Source organism: Variovorax sp. 10N420, from assembly GCF_056394705.1.
In genome coordinates, this window is record NZ_JBFTIJ010000007.1 from 262,422 (window position 1) to 282,258 (window position 19,837).

At 63.3% G+C, this 19,837-nt stretch carries 20 protein-coding genes and 3 tRNA genes; 10 read left to right on the forward strand and 13 right to left on the reverse strand.

Annotated features, from left to right (window positions below; translation table 11 throughout):
- Positions 1 to 37: 37 nt before the first annotated feature.
- Entirely contained in the window at positions 38 to 412 is a 375-nt protein-coding gene (locus AC1DEK_RS19990) for a VOC family protein (RefSeq protein WP_478127010.1), read from the forward strand.
- On the opposite strand, the gene AC1DEK_RS19995 is transcribed toward AC1DEK_RS19990, so the two are convergent.
- Both AC1DEK_RS19995 and AC1DEK_RS20000 read right to left on the reverse strand, forming a co-directional pair.
- Positions 413 to 877 (reverse strand): EVE domain-containing protein, encoded by a 465-nt coding sequence (locus AC1DEK_RS19995; protein ID WP_478127090.1) that lies wholly within the window; start codon positions 875 to 877, stop codon positions 413 to 415.
- A gap of 5 nt (positions 878 to 882) precedes the next feature.
- Entirely contained in the window at positions 883 to 2,634 is a 1,752-nt protein-coding gene (locus tag AC1DEK_RS20000; RefSeq protein WP_478127011.1) for an IlvD/Edd family dehydratase, read from the reverse strand.
- Between the two features lie 165 nt (positions 2,635 to 2,799).
- On the opposite strand from AC1DEK_RS20000, the gene AC1DEK_RS20005 reads away from it, so the two are divergent.
- The 3 genes from AC1DEK_RS20005 (at position 2,800) to AC1DEK_RS20015 (ending at position 4,213) form a co-directional block, all read left to right on the forward strand.
- On the forward strand, positions 2,800 to 3,177 hold the full coding sequence (locus tag AC1DEK_RS20005; RefSeq protein ID WP_478127012.1) for a hypothetical protein: 378 nt from the start codon (positions 2,800 to 2,802) through the stop codon (positions 3,175 to 3,177).
- A gap of 117 nt (positions 3,178 to 3,294) precedes the next feature.
- Positions 3,295 to 3,681 carry a DUF3597 domain-containing protein gene (locus AC1DEK_RS20010; RefSeq protein WP_478127013.1) on the forward strand — a complete coding sequence of 129 codons (387 nt, stop codon included), beginning with the start codon at positions 3,295 to 3,297 and terminating at the stop codon, positions 3,679 to 3,681.
- A 40-nt stretch (positions 3,682 to 3,721) separates the two neighbouring features.
- Positions 3,722 to 4,213: a hypothetical protein gene (locus AC1DEK_RS20015; RefSeq protein ID WP_478127014.1), complete on the forward strand. Its 492-nt coding sequence runs from the start codon at positions 3,722 to 3,724 to the stop codon at positions 4,211 to 4,213.
- 36 nt (positions 4,214 to 4,249) lie between these two features.
- Here the strand turns inward: AC1DEK_RS20015 and AC1DEK_RS20020 are convergent, their stop codons facing one another.
- Positions 4,250 to 5,320, reverse strand: a complete 1,071-nt coding sequence (locus AC1DEK_RS20020; RefSeq protein WP_478127015.1) for an AraC family transcriptional regulator — start codon at positions 5,318 to 5,320, stop codon at positions 4,250 to 4,252.
- A gap of 142 nt (positions 5,321 to 5,462) precedes the next feature.
- Here AC1DEK_RS20020 and AC1DEK_RS20025 point away from each other — a divergent pair, with 142 nt between their 5' ends.
- The gene (locus tag AC1DEK_RS20025) at positions 5,463 to 6,953 is read left to right on the forward strand and encodes a coniferyl aldehyde dehydrogenase (protein ID WP_478127016.1); all 1,491 of its coding nucleotides are present in this window, start codon (positions 5,463 to 5,465) and stop codon (positions 6,951 to 6,953) included.
- A 40-nt stretch (positions 6,954 to 6,993) separates the two neighbouring features.
- Here the strand turns inward: AC1DEK_RS20025 and AC1DEK_RS20030 are convergent, their stop codons facing one another.
- The gene (locus tag AC1DEK_RS20030; protein WP_478127017.1) at positions 6,994 to 8,709 is read right to left on the reverse strand and encodes a M30 family zinc metallopeptidase; all 1,716 of its coding nucleotides are present in this window, start codon (positions 8,707 to 8,709) and stop codon (positions 6,994 to 6,996) included.
- A gap of 224 nt (positions 8,710 to 8,933) precedes the next feature.
- Here AC1DEK_RS20030 and AC1DEK_RS20035 point away from each other — a divergent pair, with 224 nt between their 5' ends.
- Positions 8,934 to 9,698, forward strand: coding sequence for a carbonic anhydrase family protein (locus AC1DEK_RS20035; protein WP_478127018.1), 765 nt, complete (start codon positions 8,934 to 8,936; stop codon positions 9,696 to 9,698).
- A gap of 49 nt (positions 9,699 to 9,747) precedes the next feature.
- On the opposite strand, the gene AC1DEK_RS20040 is transcribed toward AC1DEK_RS20035, so the two are convergent.
- The 9 genes from AC1DEK_RS20040 to folC all read right to left on the reverse strand — a co-directional run bounded on the left by AC1DEK_RS20040 (position 9,748) and on the right by folC (position 16,968).
- Positions 9,748 to 9,824 (reverse strand) — tRNA-Asp (locus AC1DEK_RS20040).
- Positions 9,825 to 9,895: 71 nt separating this feature from the next.
- Positions 9,896 to 9,971, reverse strand: a tRNA-Glu gene (locus tag AC1DEK_RS20045).
- 30 nt (positions 9,972 to 10,001) lie between these two features.
- A tRNA-Ala gene (locus AC1DEK_RS20050) sits at positions 10,002 to 10,077 on the reverse strand.
- A gap of 35 nt (positions 10,078 to 10,112) precedes the next feature.
- A complete protein-coding gene (gltX, locus tag AC1DEK_RS20055; protein ID WP_478127019.1) occupies positions 10,113 to 11,501 on the reverse strand; it encodes a glutamate--tRNA ligase in 1,389 nt (462 codons plus the stop codon).
- Positions 11,498 to 12,712 carry an O-succinylhomoserine sulfhydrylase gene (locus tag AC1DEK_RS20060; protein ID WP_478127020.1) on the reverse strand — a complete coding sequence of 405 codons (1,215 nt, stop codon included), beginning with the start codon at positions 12,710 to 12,712 and terminating at the stop codon, positions 11,498 to 11,500. Before AC1DEK_RS20060 ends, gltX begins: the two co-directional genes overlap by 4 nt.
- Before the next feature lie 6 nt (positions 12,713 to 12,718).
- Positions 12,719 to 14,218 carry an amidophosphoribosyltransferase gene (gene purF, locus AC1DEK_RS20065; protein ID WP_478127021.1) on the reverse strand — a complete coding sequence of 500 codons (1,500 nt, stop codon included), beginning with the start codon at positions 14,216 to 14,218 and terminating at the stop codon, positions 12,719 to 12,721.
- A gap of 12 nt (positions 14,219 to 14,230) precedes the next feature.
- Positions 14,231 to 14,716 (reverse strand): CvpA family protein, encoded by a 486-nt coding sequence (locus AC1DEK_RS20070; RefSeq protein WP_478127022.1) that lies wholly within the window; start codon positions 14,714 to 14,716, stop codon positions 14,231 to 14,233.
- 15 nt (positions 14,717 to 14,731) lie between these two features.
- Positions 14,732 to 15,598, reverse strand: a complete 867-nt coding sequence (locus tag AC1DEK_RS20075) for an SPOR domain-containing protein (RefSeq protein WP_478127023.1) — start codon at positions 15,596 to 15,598, stop codon at positions 14,732 to 14,734.
- A gap of 62 nt (positions 15,599 to 15,660) precedes the next feature.
- Positions 15,661 to 16,968: a bifunctional tetrahydrofolate synthase/dihydrofolate synthase gene (gene folC, locus AC1DEK_RS20080; protein WP_478127091.1), complete on the reverse strand. Its 1,308-nt coding sequence runs from the start codon at positions 16,966 to 16,968 to the stop codon at positions 15,661 to 15,663.
- Between the two features lie 34 nt (positions 16,969 to 17,002).
- Between folC and AC1DEK_RS20085 the strand changes: the two genes are divergently transcribed.
- The 4 genes from AC1DEK_RS20085 (at position 17,003) to argG (ending at position 19,731) form a co-directional block, all read left to right on the forward strand.
- Positions 17,003 to 17,356 (forward strand): ArsC family reductase, encoded by a 354-nt coding sequence (locus tag AC1DEK_RS20085; RefSeq protein WP_478127024.1) that lies wholly within the window; start codon positions 17,003 to 17,005, stop codon positions 17,354 to 17,356.
- Between the two features lie 75 nt (positions 17,357 to 17,431).
- The gene (locus AC1DEK_RS20090; protein ID WP_478127025.1) at positions 17,432 to 17,950 is read left to right on the forward strand and encodes a hypothetical protein; all 519 of its coding nucleotides are present in this window, start codon (positions 17,432 to 17,434) and stop codon (positions 17,948 to 17,950) included.
- Between the two features lie 104 nt (positions 17,951 to 18,054).
- Positions 18,055 to 18,378 (forward strand): pyrimidine/purine nucleoside phosphorylase, encoded by a 324-nt coding sequence (ppnP, locus tag AC1DEK_RS20095; RefSeq protein ID WP_478127026.1) that lies wholly within the window; start codon positions 18,055 to 18,057, stop codon positions 18,376 to 18,378.
- Positions 18,379 to 18,393: 15 nt separating this feature from the next.
- Positions 18,394 to 19,731 carry an argininosuccinate synthase gene (argG, locus tag AC1DEK_RS20100; RefSeq protein WP_478127027.1) on the forward strand — a complete coding sequence of 446 codons (1,338 nt, stop codon included), beginning with the start codon at positions 18,394 to 18,396 and terminating at the stop codon, positions 19,729 to 19,731.
- The last annotated feature ends 106 nt before the right edge of the window (positions 19,732 to 19,837 follow it).

A 19,837-nucleotide genomic window follows, 5' to 3' on the forward strand; every position in this document is an offset into this window, starting at 1 on the left:
CACAATATCTGCCGTTCGAGGACTCAAGGAGCATGCCGTGTTACAGCAATCCCCTCTGTATGCCTACATCCCCGCCAAGGACGTCGCGCGAGCCAGGCAGTTCTACGAAGACAGGCTCGGATTCAAGCCGAAGGCCGAGCTCGGCGGCGGAGTGCATTATGAGTTCGGCGGCGGCACTGGGGCGTTTCTGTACCCCACGCCGAATGCAGGAACCTCGCGCGCCAGCCAGGCCTTCTGGCAGGTCCAAGACATCCGAAAGGAAGTCGCCGAACTGAAGGCGCGCGGCGTGGTCTTCGAGGACTACGACATGCCCGGCAAGGACGCCGACGGCATCGTGACGCAGGGCGGCGCGATGGCGGCGTGGTTCAAGGACACGGAGGGGAACATCCTCGCTGTCATCCAGAGCCTCTGATCAGGCGAGCAACTGTTCGGTGATCAGACGCCAATGCGCTTCATCGACCGGCGTGATCGACAGCCGGTTTCCTTTTCGCAGCACCAACATGTCCGCAAGCGCGGGCGTCGCACGCATCTCGGGCAACGCCAGCAGGCGCGTCTTGCGCAATGCCTGCACGTCCAGCAGCAACCAACGCGGCGATTCGGGCTTGGAAGCAGCGTCGTAGTACGGCGAGGCTGGGTCGAACTGCGTCGGGTCCGGACGGGTGCCCGATGCGACACGCGCGATGCCGACAATGCCCGGCTGCGGGCAGCTCGAGTGATAGAAGAGCACGCCGTCGTCCACATGCATCGCATCGCGCATGAAGTTGCGTGCCTGCCAGCTGCGAACGCCCGTCCAGGGCACGGTGGCGTTCGGCGCCGCAATGGCATCGTCGATCGAGCAATCGTCGGGTTCGGATTTCATCAACCAATACTGCGTCATCTGAGTCATGGACGTCCTCCAGCCTTCGGCGCGCGAAGGAAATCAAAGTCGGCTCCCTGGTCGGCCTGCGTGACCGTCTGAAGAAAAAGTTTGCGGTAGCCGCGTTCGGCCGTCGGCGGAATGATCGGCGATTCGTTGGCGCGGCGCGCGAGTTCGTCGTCGTCGACGAGCAACGACAGTTCACGGTTGGCAACGCTGAGCCGGATGCGGTCGCCGCTGCGCACATGCGCGAGCGGGCCACCGATGGCCGATTCTGGCGTCACGTGGAGCACGATGGTGCCGAAGGCCGTGCCGCTCATGCGGCCGTCGGAGATGCGAACGATGTCCTTGACGCCTGCACGCGCCAGCTTGCGCGGAATGGGCAGGTAGCCCGCTTCGGGCATGCCCGGCGCGCCCTTGGGGCCGATATTCTTGAGCACAAGGATGTCTTCGCGCATCACGTCGAGATCATCGCTGTCGATGCGCCGCGCGAGGTCTTCGAGGTTCTCGAACACGACTGCCCTGCCCTCGTGCTCCATGAGCGTTGCATCGGCCGCCGACTGCTTGATGATCGCGCCGCCCGGCGCCAGATTTCCCCGCAGCACCGCGATCCCGCCCTGCGGATAGATCGGCCGGCCGATGGGCCGCACCACGTCCTGCGCAAACTCCGGCCCGGCACGTTCGATTTCTTCCCCCAGCGTGCGACCGGTGACCGTCAGTGCCTCGAGACGAAGCAGCGGCTTGAGCTCGCGCAACAGGGTCGCCATGCCGCCAGCCGCATGAAAGTCTTCCATGTAATGCTGACCCGAAGGCTTGAGATCCAGCAGCACGGGCGTCTCGCGGCCCATGCGGTCGAGCGTCTGCAAATCGATGTCGATCCCCACGCGCCCGGCAATCGCCGCGAGATGCACGATGCCGTTGGTCGACCCGCCAATGGCAAGCAGCACCCTCATCGCGTTCTCGAAGGCGGCAGCTGTCAGGACCTTGTCGATGGTCAGCCGCTCGCGAGCGATCTGCACGGCTTGCGCGCCCGTCTGCTCCGCGATGCGAACACGATCGGCCGTGACGGCCGGGGGCGACGCGCCACCAGGTACCGTCATGCCCAACGCTTCAGCGATGCAGGCCATGGTGCTGGCGGTGCCCATCACCGAACATGTTCCCACGCTCGCCACGAGCTGGTTGTTCACTTCCACCGTCTCTTCGGCGTCGATCTCATCGGCACGAAAGCGAGCCCAGTACCGCCGGCAATCGGTGCACGCGCCCACGCGTTCGCCGCGATGGCTGCCCGTGAGCATCGACCCGGTGATGAGCTGAATCGTCGGAAGGCCCGCGGACGCCGCACCCATGAGCTGCGCCGGGACGGTCTTGTCGCAGCCGCCGATGAGCACCACGGCGTCCATGGGCTGCGCGCGGAGCATCTCTTCAGTGTCCATCGACATCAGGTTGCGAAGGTACATGCTGGTCGGCGCCGCGAAGCTCTCGTGGATGGAGATCGTCGGAAATGCCATCGGCAATCCACCCGCGAGCATCACGCCGCGCTTGACCGCCTCGATGAGCTGCGGCGAATTTCCGTGACAGGGGTTGTAGTCGCTGCCGGTGTCGGCAATGCCGATCACGGGTCGGTCGAGCGCCGCGTCGGTGAATCCCGCGCCCTTGATGAAGGCCTTACGCAGGAACAGCGAGAAGCCCTGGTCGCCGTAGCTGGTCAGCCCCTTGCGCATGCCGCCCTCGTCGCTGGCATCGATGGAGTCATCGGGTTCGAACGGAGAACTGGCCATGCAAACGCCTTCCGGGAGATCGTGAAAAAAATGTCATCGCTTTGTACGCGATCTACGCGATCCTGCACATCTTCGCCCGCCTTGCGGGTTGTGTGGGCGTCTCTTAAGCTGTCGCACGGTTTCGTCCTTGAGACACATGAAAGATGAATGATGAAAGGCGATCGGATGCTCAGACCGAAATGGATCATCGCCTGCGTGCTCGGCGCAACTGGCGCACTCACGCTGAACGCGCAAGCGCAGCCGGTGCGCTGGCGCGGCGACTTCGTCTACTTCGCGGATTCGGCCGTTTTCACCGATTGCGCGACCGGCACCCGGTGGCCCGTGGCGATGACTGGTGACTATCTCGCGCTGGAGCACGCCTACATGCAGTGGCGTTCCGAGCCGAAGGCGCCCCTGCTGGCGAACGTCGACGGCCGCCTCGAAACCATGGATCCAATGGAAGGCCCGGCGCGGGAACATATGGTGATCGATCGGTTTGTGTCGGTGCAGCCCGGATACACCTGCGAGTCCATGGCGGCCAGTCCGCCAGCAACCCCTCACTGAACCAGTACCAATCCCGTCATGGAAGCGACCAGTAACAGTTTGCAGCGTTCCAAACACGTCACATCCAGGTCGCAGAATGAACCAGCCGCCAGTCCCAACTCTTTTTGAGGAAAACCCATGAGCATTTTCAGCAGCATTCTTGCCAAGATCATTCCGCATGCAGCCGCTGCCCCGGCGCAAGAAACAGCGGCTCCTGCAGCGCCGGCCGCTCCCTCAGCGTCAGCCGCTGCTGCGCCACCGGCCGCCATCTCGGTGGTCGATGTCGAGGCGCTGCTCGATGGGATGCCCGGCGCAAAGAATCTCAACTGGCGTACGTCCATCGTCGACCTGTTGAAACTGCTCGGCCTGGACAGCAGCCTCGAAACCCGCAAGCAGCTCGCGCAAGAACTGAGCTACGGCGCGGACACGAGCGACAGCGCCAAGATGAATGTCTGGCTGCACCGGCAGGTCATGACCAAGCTGGCGGCCAACGGCGGCAAGGTGCCATCGGAGCTCATCGCCTGAACCACTAGGCAACCAGACAAACGGACAAATGGAGAACGCCATGGGATTGCTCGATCTGTTGCAGCAGGCGCTTGGCGCCAATCCGGAAGCGCACTTCGATCAGGTCGTGCAGAACGCTTCCACGGACCAGCTCGGCGCGGGCCTCGCCGCCGCGATGAAATCCGACCAGACGCCGCCATTCGCGGACATGGTTGGAAAGCTCTTCAACGTGTCGTCGTCATCGCAGCAAGCCGGCCTGCTGAACCAGATCCTCGCCACACTCGGCCCGGCGGCAGCGTCGGCGGTGGCGGGCGGCGCCCTGGGGCGCGTGCTGGCGCCGGGCCAGACCCAGGTGACCCCCGATCAGGCTTCGCAGCTCACGCCAGCGCAGGTCACCGAAATCGCGGCGCATGCCGAACAGGCGCATCCGGGCATCGTCGATCAGGTCGGCCAGTTCTATGCACAGCACGCCGGACTCATCAAGATGATCGGTGGCGCGGCCCTGGCTGTCACGCTTGCGAAGATGAAAGAGCACGCGACACAGCAACGCTGAGGCGTTGTCACGAGATCCGAGGTCTAGGGTCCGGGTTCAGCGCCCGCGATCCCGAAAATACGCGGGCGTCTGGCCCGTCCACTTCTTGAACGCCTTGCGGAAATTCGAGGCATCGGAAAAACCGCTGCGGCCAGCGATTTCCTCGACGGACATGTCGGTGCGCTCAAGAAATTCGATCGCCACGCGCTGTCGGATACCGTCGATGATTCCCTGAAAGCTCGTGCCGGCATCGACCAGCCGGCGGTGCAGTGTGCGGGTCGACAGATGCAGTCGCTCGGCCATCTGTTCGGCGCGTGGCAGGTCGCCGACGCTATCGAGACAGGCTTCCTTGATGGTCTTGACCAGCGGGTGCTCGCCCATGAACTCTCCCATCATGCGGCCGCAAAAATCGGCGGATACCTCCGCGGTGATGGGGTTCGCATTCGGCAAGGCCGCGCTCAGGAGTGCAGCATCGAACTGCCATTGCATGACACCCGCGTCGAAGGTCACGTCGCATTGCAGGATCTCTTCGTAGCGCTTTGCATACGCCGGGGCGGCATACGGCAGCAGCAGGCAACGACCTCCGTAATCACGCTCCAGCACGCGGCTCGTCAACGCGCGTATCGAGCTGAACCAGAACTCGGTCGCAAGAGGAAGGAGCGGCCCGAGGTCCATGACGTCCTGCGCCTCGAAGATCGCGACATCACCTTCGACGCGGAAGCTCTTCTCGAGCACAGGGCCGGCGAGCCGCACGTGCTGAATGCCGAAAGCCACCGCATCCGCCAGCGTGGCGCTGGTCAGCACTGCATAACCGAAGACGCCGAAATCCGAAATGCGCTGGCGCTGTCCGGCGACGAGCCCGATGGCCGGCTCCGGGCTGAGCCGATGGACGTTGCCGAAGAACGCGATCTTCTGGCGATGTGAAATGCGCGCCTGCGGATCGGAGATGGCCTCCGGCGAGATGCCGGTTCCGTCGAACAAGTCGCGCGTCGCCACGCCGAGTTCCGCGAGGGAATCGATGATCGCCGCCAGGCCGAGCATGCTGTGCGCCGGTGCATCCATGTCGGCGACGTAGCGGGCCGCCATGCGGGGCGTTGCCGTCGGGGTGGCGAGAGCTTCTTTGGGCACGGCGATCGGGTGAGATGGTTTGGCAGATTTTCACCCTAATGTGTCGAAGTTGAACCTGTGCGCAACCCTTGCAAAAGCCTACAGTCGCTTCCAGACGGCGCGACAGTTTCCCCTTGCAAGCTCGCGTCCATGGAGACAACACATGAACGACACCACCGATCTGGCGCATGCAGCAGCAACTGTCGACGCAACCGAACGCGTCGGTCGCCTCTTCGCGGCGCAACGAGCGGCCTTCGCCTTGCAGCCTTGCCCGGACGCCGCGGAGCGCCGGTCCCGGCTGACTGCACTGAAGCGGCAGATCCAGCGCCACCAGGACGTCCTGACCGCAGCCATGAGCAAGGATTTTGGCTATCGATCGGAAGCCGAGTCAAAGATGCTCGACCTGCTGGGGTCGGTTCTGGAGATCGACCATGCGGTCTCGCACGTCCGGCGGTGGATGAAACCCAGCCGGCGATCGACCGAATTGCTTTTCCTCGGCAACCGCGTCGAGGTGCGCTACCAGCCCAAGGGCGTGGTCGGCGTGATCGTGCCGTGGAATTTCCCGCTCTATCTGGCAATCGGCCCTCTTGCCGCAGCCGTGGCGGCAGGCAATCGCGTGATGATCAAGATGCCGGAAGTCACGCCGACCACCAACGCGGCGCTGAAGGCGTTGCTCGCCGAAGTCTTCTCCGAGGATCTGGTGTCGGTCGTCGGCGAAGAACTGGCGGACCCGAACGTCTTCACATCACTCCCTTTTGACCATATCGTGTTCACCGGCTCGCCCGCCGTCGGCCGCATCGTGATGCGAACCGCCGCCGAGAACCTCACGCCGGTGACGCTGGAGCTGGGCGGCAAATCGCCGGCAGTGGTCACGCGCAACTACCCGATTGCCGATGCGGCGAAACGCATCACGCATGGCAAGTCGACCAACAGCGGACAAATCTGCGTGTCGCCCGACTACGCACTGGTGCCGCGCGAACGCATGGAAGATTTCATCGCGGGCGTCAGGAACACGTTCAGCCGCTTCTACGACAACCGCACCCACGGCAACGCCGACTACACGGCCGTGGTCAATCAGCGGCAGATGGACCGCATCCGCGGCATCCTCGAAGACGCGCGGGCCAAGGGCGCACGCATCGAAGCCTGTGCGCCTGATCCGCAAGGCGCCGGTCGCCAGATGCCGCTACACATCGTGACCGGCCTGACGCCGGACATGCGCATGATGCAGGAAGAACTCTTCGGCCCCATCCTCCCGATAGTGCCTTACGACACGACAGACGAAGCGATCGCCTTCGTCAATGCGAGGCCGCGTCCGCTGGCGCTCTATTGCTTCACCCACAGCGGCGCGGAGCGCGACGAACTGCTGCGCCGCACGCATTCCGGCGGGGTCGCCGTCAATGACTGGGGATGGCAGGTGGTGAACCACGACGCGCCCTTTGGCGGCATCGGCAATTCGGGCATGGGCACCTATCACGGCGTGGAGGGCTTTCGGGAACTGTCGCATGCGCGTACCGTCTTCCAGCGCAACCGCTTCTTCCCGATCGACCTGTTCTATCCGCCCTACGGCAACTTCGTGCAGCGCTTGGCGCTGAAGTTCTACCTCCGAAGCGCCGACCCGAAGCTCGCGGCCCAGCACACCGCTGATCGCCCATGATCCGCGCCGGCTGGCCCTCCGCTTTCCCGCTTTCGCTTTCCTAGTTCACGACGACCGACAGCGTGCTGCCCGGCGGAACCCGGACGACTTCGCTGTAGGTGCCTTCGATCTTGGACCGGATCACTGGAAAGCTCGCAAGCGCCTGCAGAAACTGCGGCGCAGCGCGCGGCAGCTTGCGGTTGGCTTGCCCGAGACTGGCCGGGTCGATGGCCGGCAACCTGAAGATGTCGTCGTTGCGCGCCGGCATGCTGTATTCGGCAATGCCTGCACCCAGCGGGATCAGCCCCGCCGACGCCGCGGTGAATCGGCGCAGCTCTTGTCCGGTGCTCGAATCCGGACGGCGCGACTTGATCGCCTGGTCGAGGATGTCGGCCGACTTTGTCTTGGGTGGACCATTGAGCAGCGCCTTGTAGAAGTCGAGCCCGAACTGGCGATTCAGGAAACCGCCGAACGACCCGTTCACCGCATAGCTCTCGCAATTCACCCCCATCGGCGTCCATTCGGTCAGCCCGCAGTTGTAGCTGCCCGCACCGTTGTAGCTGAGATAGTACGGATAGCGCGAATCGCGGATGGCGTTGTGCGCGGGATCGATGTTGAAGCTCGCCCAGTCTTCCATCATCAATGCGGACATTTCTTCGAGCCAGGTATCGAACGTGGAGTCGGGCCCCATCTTCACACCTCGGCGATAGAAGTTCTGCATGTGCATGCCTTCATGCGCCATCACCGTCGCGATCTGCTTGACGCCCGTTTCACCGTCCAGATAGAGCGACTCCGAATCCAGGTACAGGCTCAAGGATTCATTGCTGTAGGCCAAGTCGGCAGCGCCCTTCTTGAAGTTGTTCAAGGCCCAGAAGTAGCCCACGAGGCCGTACGGCTGACGGTCGCGGTCGAAGTTGACGATGAAGATGTCGACTGGCTGCCCACTGCCCGGCAACAATTGCATCGTGTCGTGATCGCCCCAAAGGGGCCCGCCGACTCGAACGAGCATGTCGTAGATCCCCCCCGGCGCCGCGAATTTGTCCAGCATGCGCGTCACCAGCGTGTCCGACACGGCAGAAGGTGAGAGCTCGGCCGCCTCGACCCACACGTTCACCATCGTGCCGTCGCCGGCCGGGCGCCGAGCCGCGAGTTTGACCGTCCGCTGCGATTGGTCGTAGAGATAGATGCTGCGCTGGTCATTGACTGCGTAAGCGGCAAGCGGCGCCATCGATTTCATGATGCCCGACGGCTGCTTGGTCTGAGGATCCAGCAGTTTGGCGAATCCGGAGCGGTTGAAATCGTCGATCGCGCTGCGGTAGTCGCCCACGCCATCATGCGGTTCCACGATCGCCTTGTTTGCCGTTGCGACTATCTCGGCGCTCGCACGCACGTTCAAACCCGGCAGCGCCTCGGCCGAGTTGCCCTCGTTGGTCAACACCAGCGTCACCGTCTGCCCCTTGAGGCCAGAGATCGAGAGCGGCACATCCACCGGAGCCTGCGAGGCGTTGACGCCCTGCCAGACTCCCGTGCCGGTGCCCGCGTAGGTTCCGTCGTCGAGCGCTCCGCACGAATTGCACGTCGCCTTGACCGCGTTGGTTACTGTCAAATCGCTGGGAGGATTCGATGCCGTCGCCGGTGAAGTCTGCGCAGTTGCATAGCCGGCACCTCCGCCTCCAGCCCCACCGCCGCCGCCTCCGCCGCATGCGGACAAGAACATTGCAGCCACCAGCAGTGCCGTTGGTCTACACACTTGGTCGAATCGCGAATTGCTGCGCATGAGATCTTTCCTGTACGTTGAAGACACGTGCAATCGAAAGTGCTCGTTGCCGTGCAGAGCTTCTCGGGCTCCACCCGGATATCGGCAGCAGGGGCTGAAACTTGAATGTCGGACGGGCAGTTCGCCAGTTCCGTCAAGCTCATCGAACGCCCCCTTCAGAAGTGGCGGCGGCCCGACGAACTCCCTAGCATCTGGCGGACGCCATATTCACTGAAAGGATCCCAATGAAACTGATGACTGCATGCTGTGCATCGGACGATCACAGCCCCACTAGCAACGGCCGCCGGTCGTGGTTGAAAAAGGCAGCCGCAGGTGGCGGCGCCGCCGTCCTGATGGCCAGCATCGGCTTGCGAACAGATGACGCCGAGGCCGCCTCGCTGAACCAGGCGCAGCGCGACGCGATGACCCCAGACCAAATCATCGAGATGATGAAGAAGGGAAATCAGCGGTTCCGGTCAGGAAAGATGAAAGCGCACGACTATCTTGCGCAGAAACGCTCCAGCGCCTCCGGGCAATACCCGGCGGCTGTCATCCTGAGTTGCATCGATTCGCGTGCGCCGGCCGAGATCATTCTGGACATGGGCATCGGCGACAGTTTCAACGCACGCGTTGCGGGGAACATCTCCAACAAGGACATGCTGGGAAGTCTCGAGTTCGCTTGCGCCGCAGCGGGCGCAAAGGTAGTCCTCGTCATGGGACATACCGCTTGCGGCGCAATCAAGGGCGCCATTGACGGGGTGGAACTGGGGAGCCTGACCGGTCTGCTTGATGTCATCAAGCCCGCCGTCGCTGCGACGACCTACGCAGGCGAACGATCCGCCAAGAACGCCGAGTTCGTCGATGCGGTGGCTCGCACGAATGTGCAGCAGACGATGGACGCACTGCGCAGTGGAAGCTCGACCCTCGCAGATCTCGAAAAGAAGGGGCAGATCAAGATCGTGGGATCGATGTACAACCTTGCAAATGGTGTTGTCACGTTCATGGCTTGAACGAACAAAAAAAGCCGTTGCAAGTAACTTGCAACGGCTTTTTGCTTTTTGGCGGAGCGGACGGGACTCGAACCCGCGACCCCCGGCGTGACAGGCCGGTATTCTAACCAACTGAACTACCACTCCTGGTAGACAACGTTCGCTCCGACTGGAGCCAAGTGTTGCCACTTGTGCCTTCTTCACCTGATGGTGAAAACTGGCGACCCTACGGGGATTCGAACCCCGGTACTCACCGTGAAAGGGTGATGTCCTAGGCCTCTAGACGATAGGGTCAAAACCTGGACTGTTTTCTCGACGCCCTGTTGGTGGAGGTAAGCGGGATCGAACCGCTGACCTCTTGCATGCCATGCAAGCGCTCTCCCAGCTGAGCTATACCCCCATGTGGGTGTCGAGCCTCAAATTATATACAGGTTTTCACACCTTCCTGAGCCTCTCAATCACTTTCTCGCGAGAAAAAAGTGAGAGCACTGCATCGAGGGACGGGGTCTGCGGCGTACCCATGACAAGCACACGCACGGGCATCGCAAGCGCGGGCATTTTGATGCCGTGTTCAACCAACACTTCCTTGATTGCAGATGAGATCGCAGCCTTATCCCAAGTGACATTCGCGAGCTTGTCCGCCAGCGTCGCAATCACCGGGCGCACGGCGTCGGTGAGGTGCTGCGCGCGATCCGCTTCGCTTGCAGCCACATCCGAATAGAAGGCTGCTGCCCAGCCGGCGAGTGCAACCGTGGTTTCGCACCGATCCTTGAAGAGTCCGCAGATCGCCGGGAGGCGGTCGTCGGCCGCGATGCCGCGCTTCTTCAATTGGTCTGCGACCAAAGGCGCCAGCGCATCGTCAGCCATTGCCTTCAGATGTTGCGCATTGACCCAGCGCAGCTTGGCTTCGTCGAACTGTGCCGCGCTGCGGCCGAGGTGATCCAGATTGAACCACCCGATGAATTGCTCACGCGAGAAGATCTCGTCATCGCCGTGGCTCCAGCCCAGCCGAGCGAGGTAGTTCACCATCGCGTCAGGCAGAAAGCCTTCATCGCGGAATTGCGTGACCGGCTTTGCGCCGTTGCGCTTGCTCATCTTCTCGCCCTGCTCATTCAGAACAGTCGGCAGATGCGCGTACACCGGCGGCTCCTTGCCGAGCGCCCGAAAGATATTGATCTGGCGTGGCGTGTTGTTCACATGGTCGTCGCCGCGGATCACATGCGTGATGGCCATGTCGATGTCGTCGACCACGACGCAGAAGTTGTAGGTGGGTGTTCCGTCCGGGCGAGCGATCACAAGATCGTCGAGCTCGTCGTTGCCGATCTCGATGCGGCCCTTGACCTTGTCATCCCACGCGACCACGCCACCCTGCGGATTGCGAAAGCGAAGCACGGGCTGTACGCCTTCTGGAACCGGCGGGAGGGTCTTGCCGGGTTCCGGGCGCCAAGTGCCGTCATAGCGCGGCTTTTCCTTGGCAGCCATCTGCTTTTCTCGCAGGGCGTCGAGTTCGGCCATGCTCATGTAGCACCGATACACCAGACCGGTGGCCTGCATTTCGGCGAGCACTGCCTTGTAGCGGTCCATGCGCTGCATCTGGTAATACGGGCCTTCGTCGTGGTCGAGGCCCAGCCACTGCATGCCGTCCAGGATGACGTCGACGGCCTCCTGCGTCGAACGCTCCACATCGGTATCTTCGATCCGGAGAATGAAGTCGCCGCCGGTCGAGCGCGCAAAGGCCCACGGATAGAGCGCGGAACGGATGTTGCCGAGATGGATGAATCCCGTCGGCGAAGGGGCGAAGCGTGTACGTGTCTTTTGCGTCATGCGAGGGTGCTCAGGCCGCGCAGCAGGTCGGCCTTGATGTCGTCGATGTGGTCGAGCCCGACCGCGATGCGGATCAGGCCTTGGCTGATGCCGGCCGCCTGGCGTTGCGCTTCGCTGAGGCGCCCGTGCGAGGTGGTGGCTGGATGGGTGATGGTGGTCTTGGTGTCGCCGAGGTTGGCCGTGATGCTCAGTACGCGCGTGCTGTCGATGACCTGGAAAGCATTGGCGCGCGCCGCCTCGGGACCGTCGCCACGCACGTCGAATGACACGACCGCCCCGCCCTGCCCCGACTGCTGGCGCATTGCCAGTTCATGCTGTGGATGCGAAGGCAGTCCTGGGTAGTAGACCCGCGCCACACCGGCTTGTGTCTCGAGCCACTGCGCGAGCGCCAAAGCGCCTTCGCAATGCGCTTTCATGCGGATGCCGAGCGTTTCGAGCCCCTTGAGCACGACCCACGCGTTGAATGGCGACAGCGCCATGCCCGCAGTGCGCACGACGGGACCGAACACCTCGTTGATCAACTTTGCGGAGCCGCAGATCGCACCCGCCAGGACACGCCCCTGCCCTTCGAGGTACTTGGTGCCCGAATGAATGACGAGATCGGCGCCGAGTTCACTGGGCCGCTGCAAGGCCGGCGAACAGAAGCAGTTGTCTACGACCAATAGTGCGCCTGCGTCGTGCGCAAGATCGGCGAGAGCGCGAATGTCGCAGATGTCGGTCAGCGGATTGGTCGGCGTTTCGGCGAACAGCAGCTTGGTCGTCGGTCGGATGGCGATCTGCCATTCGGCGACGTCCGTCTGCGAAACGAAGGTGGTTTCAACGCCGAACTTGCCGAACTCGCGCCCGATGAGATTGAGCGTCGAACCGAACACCGAGCGCGAGCACACGACGTGGTCCCCCGCTTTGAGCAAGCCCATGCACATCATGAGGATCGCGCCCATGCCGCTGGATGCGCCAATAGCTGCTTCGGTGCCTTCGAGGGCCGCCAGCCGCCGCTCGAAGCTGGCGACTGTCGGGTTGGACGTGCGCGTGTACGTGAAGCCGTCTTCGGTGCCGGCAAATCGGCGTGCCGAGGTCTCCGCGTCCGGCTGCACGAAGCTGCTGGTCAAGAAGAGCGCTTCGGAATTCTCGCCGTACTGACTTCTTTCGAGCGCAGTGCGCACCGCCAGCGTGTCGCGGTGAAGTCCGGGTGGCAGGGGTCGATCGGTCACGTTGTTTCAGCTCAGGTTAGGAAGGGCCAGGCGGGACGAATCTTCTTCCGTCTCTTCGATGCGAGGACGATTTCCGTTCATCCTCGAGATGGCTTCCGTGTCGATGTCGCCGGTCACGTAGACGCCGTCGAAACAGGACGCATCGAACCCATCGAGCTTCGCGTTCAACGAACCGATTGCGCGCTTCATCGCGTCCACATCCTGGTAGATCAGCGCATCGCAGCCGATCAATTCGCGGATCTGTTCGATGGTGCGGTCGTGCGCCACCAGTTCGTCCTTGGTCGGCATGTCGATGCCGTAGACGTTGGGAAAGCGCACCGGCGGGGCAGCGCTGGCAAGGTACACCTTGCGTGCGCCCGCGTCACGCGCCATTTGCACGATCTCGCGGCTGGTGGTGCCACGAACGATGGAGTCGTCGACCAGCAGCACGTTGCGTCCCTTGAACTCGCTGGCGATCACGTTGAGCTTCTGGCGCACAGACTTCTTGCGGACCCCCTGGCCCGGCATGATGAAGGTGCGGCCGACATAGCGGTTCTTCACGAAGCCTTCGCGATAGGGCACGCCGAGCAGATGCGCAAGCTGCGTCGCGCTCGGCCGGCTGGATTCCGGAATGGGAATGATGACGTCGATCTCGCTTGGAGGGACCGTCGAAACCACACGCTTGGCCAAGGTCTCGCCGAGGTTCAGTCGCGCCTGGTAAACCGAGATGCCATCGAGCACGGAATCGGGCCGCGCCAGATAGACGAACTCGAAGATGCACGGGTTGAGCGTCGGCGAATCGGCACATTGCTGGGCATGCACTTGCCCCTGCAGATCGACGAACACCGCTTCGCCCGCGCCGATGTTCCGTTCGAAGACGTGGCCGGAACCTTCGAGTGCAACCGATTCGCTTGCGACCATCACGGTGCCGTCTGCGCCGCGACCCAGGGCGAGCGGGCGGATGCCATAGGGATCGCGAAACGCCAGCAAGCCATGCCCGGCGATCAGTGCCACGACGGCATAGGAGCCGCGCAGACGACGGTGCACGTTGCGCACTGCTTCGAACAGCGTTGCCGAGTTGAGCGCCCCGCCTCGCGTCGAGCGATCGATCTCGTGAGCCAGCACGTTGAGCAACACTTCGGAGTCGCTCTCGGTGTTGGTGTGACGGTGGTCGGTCGAGAACAGTTCGGCGCGCAGCGCATGTGCGTTGGTGAGGTTGCCGTTATGCACCAGCACGATGCCAAAGGGCGCATTCACGTAAAACGGCTGCGCCTCTTCCTCGCTGTAGGCGTTGCCGGCCGTGGGGTAGCGCACCTGGCCCAGCCCGACGTCGCCGGGCAGTGCGCGCATGTTGCGCGTGCGGAACACGTCGCGAACCATGCCCTTGGCCTTGTGCATGAAGAACTTGCGTTCCAGCAGTGTGACGATGCCGGCCGCGTCCTGGCCGCGGTGCTGCAGGAGCAGCAGTGCGTCATAGAGCAGCTGATTGACGGGGGCGCTACTGACAACGCCGACGATTCCACACATGAAGCAATCCTCTCAGGGCAGGTAGCTTGCCAACTTTTCAGGCAAAGCGGGTTTCAGGCCCTGCAATGCCGCATCGAGAACAATGGCGCTTCGCGATTCGTGCCACCAGGCACTGTCGCTCAACGCCAGCAAATGAACAACCACCGCAACGGCCAACAAAGCCGTCGCGCCGCGAGCCACGCCGAAGACGCCGCCCAGTATTCGATCGACGGGCCGCAATCCAATCGCGGTCACCAGCTTGCGCGTGAGCGAAGCAACCAGCCCCACTCCGAAGACCACCGCCACGAACACCAGCACGAAGCCTGCCGCATAGCGCCAGGTCGCGGCCGGATCGCCAAAAGGCAACCACCTGCCGACGTCTTCCGCAAGCCATTGCGCGCACAGGAAGGCAGCCACCCATCCGGCGAGCAACATCACCTCGAAGACCAGGCCGCGCATCAGCCCCAGCAACATCGAAACCACCACCAGGGCGACGGCGATCCAGTCGAGGAGGGCCACTTGGTTGGGTGCAGGCTACAAGCTGAGGATGGCTGCCGGCAAAGACAAGCCCTTGACCTTGCTTGCAGCGCGATCTGCCTCCGCGCGCGAAGCAAAGGGGCCGACACGCACACGCGTGCGTTCGCCATCGGCAGTCTTCGCGACGTGCATGTAGGTCTTGAGTCCTGCCTTTTCGAGTTTCTGGCGCACTTCCTTCGCCTTGTCTGCATCGGCGAACGCGCCGACCTGCACCACGAAACGGCCGTTTTCGTCGGATGTGGCGGCGGCGGACTTTGTGGTCGTTGCAGTGGAGGCAGTGGACTTGCCCTCGAGCAAGGCGCGCGCACGGCCGCCGTCATCCGATGCAACCGCTGGCTTCGGCGGCGCGGATTTCGGCTCGGGTTTGGCTTCGGCTTTGGGCTCGGGCTTAGGCTCGGGTTTTGGCTCGGCTCTGGCCTCCGCCTTTGGCTTCGGCTCAGGTTTGGATTCAGGCACAGGCTCGGAATTGGCGTTTGCCGGCGGCGCTGCGGCAGTGGCCTTGCCCTGCGGAATCTCGCTGCCGTCCGCTGCCTCAGTGATGATGCTGTCGTTGGCCGATGCGCTTGCACCGGGCTTGCCGGAGGCAGCGGGTGCGGGTGCCGGCGTGGACGGAAGCGTCAGTGGCTTGGCCTTGGCTCGATCCGGCACTTCGATGGGGATGTCGACAGGGACGGGACGCGGCTGCGTGTCGAACAGCAGGGGGAAACCGATGACGCCGATCAACACCAAAACGGCAGCGCCGACAAGGCGATGGCGTGCGCGCCGGCGCATTGCCTCGACGCTCTCCGCCGGTGGTGCCGAGGCGGCGGTGTTTCGCCCTTCGTTGCCCTGAGGACCGCGTGCGCGGAACTTGAAGAACGCCATGAAATTCGTTTTCCTGATGGAGTGCAGCGTGAGGTGGAAAAAGCGCCGGAGATCAGGCTGTTTCAGGAGCCCGGCGACAAGTGCCTGGCCCCCAGACGAGGGGTTCCGTGCTCGAGCACGCCACCCACGGTGAAGAACGATCCGAAGACGACGATTCTATCAGTGGGGTCCGCGTGCTCGATGGCCGCCTGCAGCGCTTCCACGGGTGTGTGGTGCGCGCTTCCGCTGACGTCCGAACGCTTGTTTTGAGCTTGCCAGCGAGCCAGCAAACCGTCCGCCTTGGCTGCGCGCTCCGTTGGCAAATCAGTGAAGTACCAGCGATCGATCATCGGCCCGATCCGGGACAGGATGGGCGCCAGATCCTTGTCGGCCATGACGCCGAAGACGCCATGGGTGGTCGGGTAGAAGCCCATCGCGTCGAGGTTTTCGGCGAGCGCGGCAACTGCGTGCGGGTTGTGCGCAACATCGAGCACCAGCGTCGGCTCGCCGGGGATGATCTGGAAACGCCCTGGCAGTTCGACCATCGCCAGCCCGTTGCGCACGGCCTGTGCGGTCACGGGAAGGCACTGCCGCAGTGATTCGAGCGCCGCGAGCACCCCTGCGGCATTGATCAACTGGTTGGCGCCACGCAATGCCGGGTAGGCCAAGCCACTATAGCGGCGGCCCCGGCCGCTCCAGCCCCACTGCTGCTTGTCGCCCGAAACATTGAAGTCGCGGCCGACGAGCCATAGATCGGCGCCGATGGCATTGGCATGATCGATCACGCTCTGGGGTGGAACCGGATCGCTGACGATCGCCGGACGCCCGGCTCGCAGGATGCCGGCCTTCTCGAAGCCGATGCTCTCTCGGTCGGGACCGAGGAACTCCATGTGGTCAAGATCGATGCTCGTGATCACGGCGCAATCCGCGTCGATGATGTTGACCGCATCGAGCCGGCCGCCTAGCCCGACTTCGAGGATGGCGACGTCAGGCTTGTTTTCCGCAATGCACAACAAAATGGCGAGCGTCGTGAATTCGAAATAGGTGAGCGCGACATCGCCGCGGCCGCGCTCGACGGCTTCGAAATGCTTCGCCAGTTCGGCGCCGTCGACTGCTTCGCCGCGCAACCTGAGCCGCTCCTCGAAATGCACGAGATGCGGAGAGGTGAAGACGGCCGTTCTGTAGCCGGCATGCGCGAGGATCGACTCCAGCATGGCGCAGGTCGAGCCCTTGCCGTTGGTGCCGGCTACTGTGATGACGGGGCAGTCGAAGGAAAGGCCCAGCCGCTCGGCGACTGCGCGGACCCGGTCGAGCCCGAGTTCGATGTTCTTGGGGTGCAGGCGCTCAGCGTGCGCCAGCCATTCGGCGAGGGTTTTCATGGAGCCCGGAATTGTCGCCGACGCGGGCCCGGGGCATCATCGAGGCATGACAACCCTTTATGGCATTCCGAACTGCGACACGGTCAAGCGCGCCCGCGCCTGGCTTGACGAACACGGTGTCGCGTACCGATTTCACGACTTCAAGAAGGAAGGCGTCCCCGAAGCCCGCCTGGACCAATGGCTGCTCGCGCCAGGTTGGGAAGCGCTGGTCAATCGCCGCGGAACCACATGGCGCCGCCTCGACGACGCGGCTCGCGCGACGGTGATCGATGCACCGTCCGCTCGCGCCGCCTTGCTCGCCAATCCAAGCCTGATCAAAAGGCCGGTGGTCGAGTGGGGGCCCTCCGCGGGCGTAACGACCGGATTTGATGCCGACCAATGGAAAAGCCATGTCGTGTAAACGGTTGAACCCAATCCAGGCCAGCGCGTCAAATCCGGTCATCGGGGCATGCGGCCCATTTTCAGGAGTTATGACATGAACACGAACACCCCTCGCAAGATTTCGGCACTTTCGGTATTGGCCGCCGCGCTGGCAAGCGGCGCCACCATGGCTCAGGCAGAACAGGTGTTGGCGAGAGTGATTTCCACCTCGCCGGTGACCGAGTCGAACGGGCACATCAGCTTCAATGTCACTTACGAATATGCAGGGCGCCAATACACCACCCGAACAGACACGCCTCCGGGGGCGAGCATTTCGGTGGACGTCGGCAACTATGGCGTGACCACGACGCCGGTGGCGCCGCAGTCCCAGATCGGACAGGCACCGGCGCCTCAGAACTGGGACAACGTCGTTCCGGAACAAGGTCTGGTGGTCTCCGGCGGCGGGGCTCCGATGCCAGCGCCCGTCTACGCACAGCCGGCCCCCGTGTACGTGCAGCCGGCGCCTGTCTACTACCCAGCGCCCGCTTACTATGCGCCGGCTTACGCCTATCCGCCAATCGGCATTTCGCTGGGCTTCGGCTACTCGCGCGGGTGGGGCGGCCGCTGGCGCTGAGTCCGGCATCGCGCCGCAGGCCCGGAGGGCCGGCCGGGAAGCCTAAAATCACCGGCTTTTCCAACCGGCGCCGACCGCGTCCGGTGCCACGCCCCTCCAATTTCATGAGCACAACCGAATTCCTCCAGAGCGCCTCGGTATCGACCAAGGCCAACGTGTACTTCGACGGCAAATGCGTGAGCCACAGCCTCACGCTCGCTGACGGCACCAAGAAATCGGTCGGCGTGATCCTGCCGTCCACCCTCACTTTCAGCACCGGCGCGCCGGAGATCATGGAAGGAACCGGCGGCAGCTGCGAATACATGCTTTCAGGTAGCAGCGAATGGGTGGCGTCGGGCCTTGGCCAGAAGTTCAGCGTGCCAGGCAACTCCAGCTTCCAGATCCGCGTGAGCGGCGAGCCCTACAGCTACATCTGCCATTTCGGCTGAACTGGTAATCAGAGCATGTCCACCATTCTCCAGAACGTTCCCGCCGGCCAGAAAGTCGGCATCGCCTTTTCGGGCGGCCTCGACACCAGCGCCGCGCTGCATTGGATGCGCAACAAGGGCGCCATTCCCTATGCCTACACCGCGAATCTCGGCCAGCCGGATGAACCGGATTACGACGAGATTCCCCGCAAGGCGATGCTCTACGGCGCCGAGAACGCCCGCCTGATCGACTGCCGCACCCAACTCGCCGCCGAAGGCCTTGCAGCGCTGCAGGCCGGCGCCTTCCACGTCACCACGGCCGGAGTGACCTACTTCAACACCACGCCGCTCGGGCGTGCGGTGACCGGCACCATGCTCGTTTCGGCCATGAAGGAAGACGATGTCAACATCTGGGGCGACGGCAGCACCTATAAGGGCAACGACATCGAGCGCTTCTACCGATACGGCTTGCTCACCAATCCGGCGCTGAAGATCTACAAACCCTGGCTCGACCAGACCTTCATCGACGAGCTGGGCGGCCGCGCCGAGATGTCGGAATTCATGCAGAAGGCCGGTTTCGCCTACAAGATGTCTGCAGAGAAGGCCTACTCGACCGACTCCAACATGCTGGGTGCAACGCACGAAGCCAAGGACCTCGAGCACCTGAACAGCGGCATGAAGATCGTCCAGCCCATCATGGGCGTCGCCTTTTGGAAGGACGAAGTCGAAGTCAAGCGCGAAGAAGTCATCGTGAGCTTCGTCGAAGGGCGGCCGGTCGCCATCAACGGCGTCGAATACGCGAGCCTGGTCGACCTGATTCTCGAAGCCAACCGCGTGGGCGGCCGCCATGGCCTGGGCATGAGCGATCAGATCGAGAACCGGATCATCGAGGCGAAGAGCCGCGGCATCTATGAGGCTCCCGGTCTCGCGCTCCTCTTCATCGCCTACGAACGCCTGGTGACCGGCATCCACAACGAAGACACCATCGAGCAGTACAGGGACCAGGGACGACGGCTCGGCCGCCTCCTCTATCAGGGCCGCTGGTTCGATCCACAAGCCATCATGCTGCGGGAGACCGCTCAGCGCTGGATCGCCCGCGCCATCACCGGCGAAGTGACCATCGAACTGCGCCGCGGCAACGACTATTCGATCCTGAACACCGTATCGCCCAACCTCACCTATCAGCCTGAGCGCCTGACCATGGAAAAGGGCGAATCCAGCTTCTCGCCCGCCGACCGCATCGGCCAACTCACCATGCGCAACCTCGACATCGTCGACACCCGCGACAAACTCGCCATCTACACCCGCGCCGGGCTCCTCTCCTCCACCCAAGGCGCCGCCCTCCCCCAGCTAAAAAACGACGACCCCAAGTAACCCCGCGCAAACCCAGAAACACCGCAGAACCGGCTCCGCCGGGCTGCTGGTGTTGCCCCCGGCAGGGGGTAGGCGAAGCGACACGAAGTGCGCGCAGCTTGGGGGC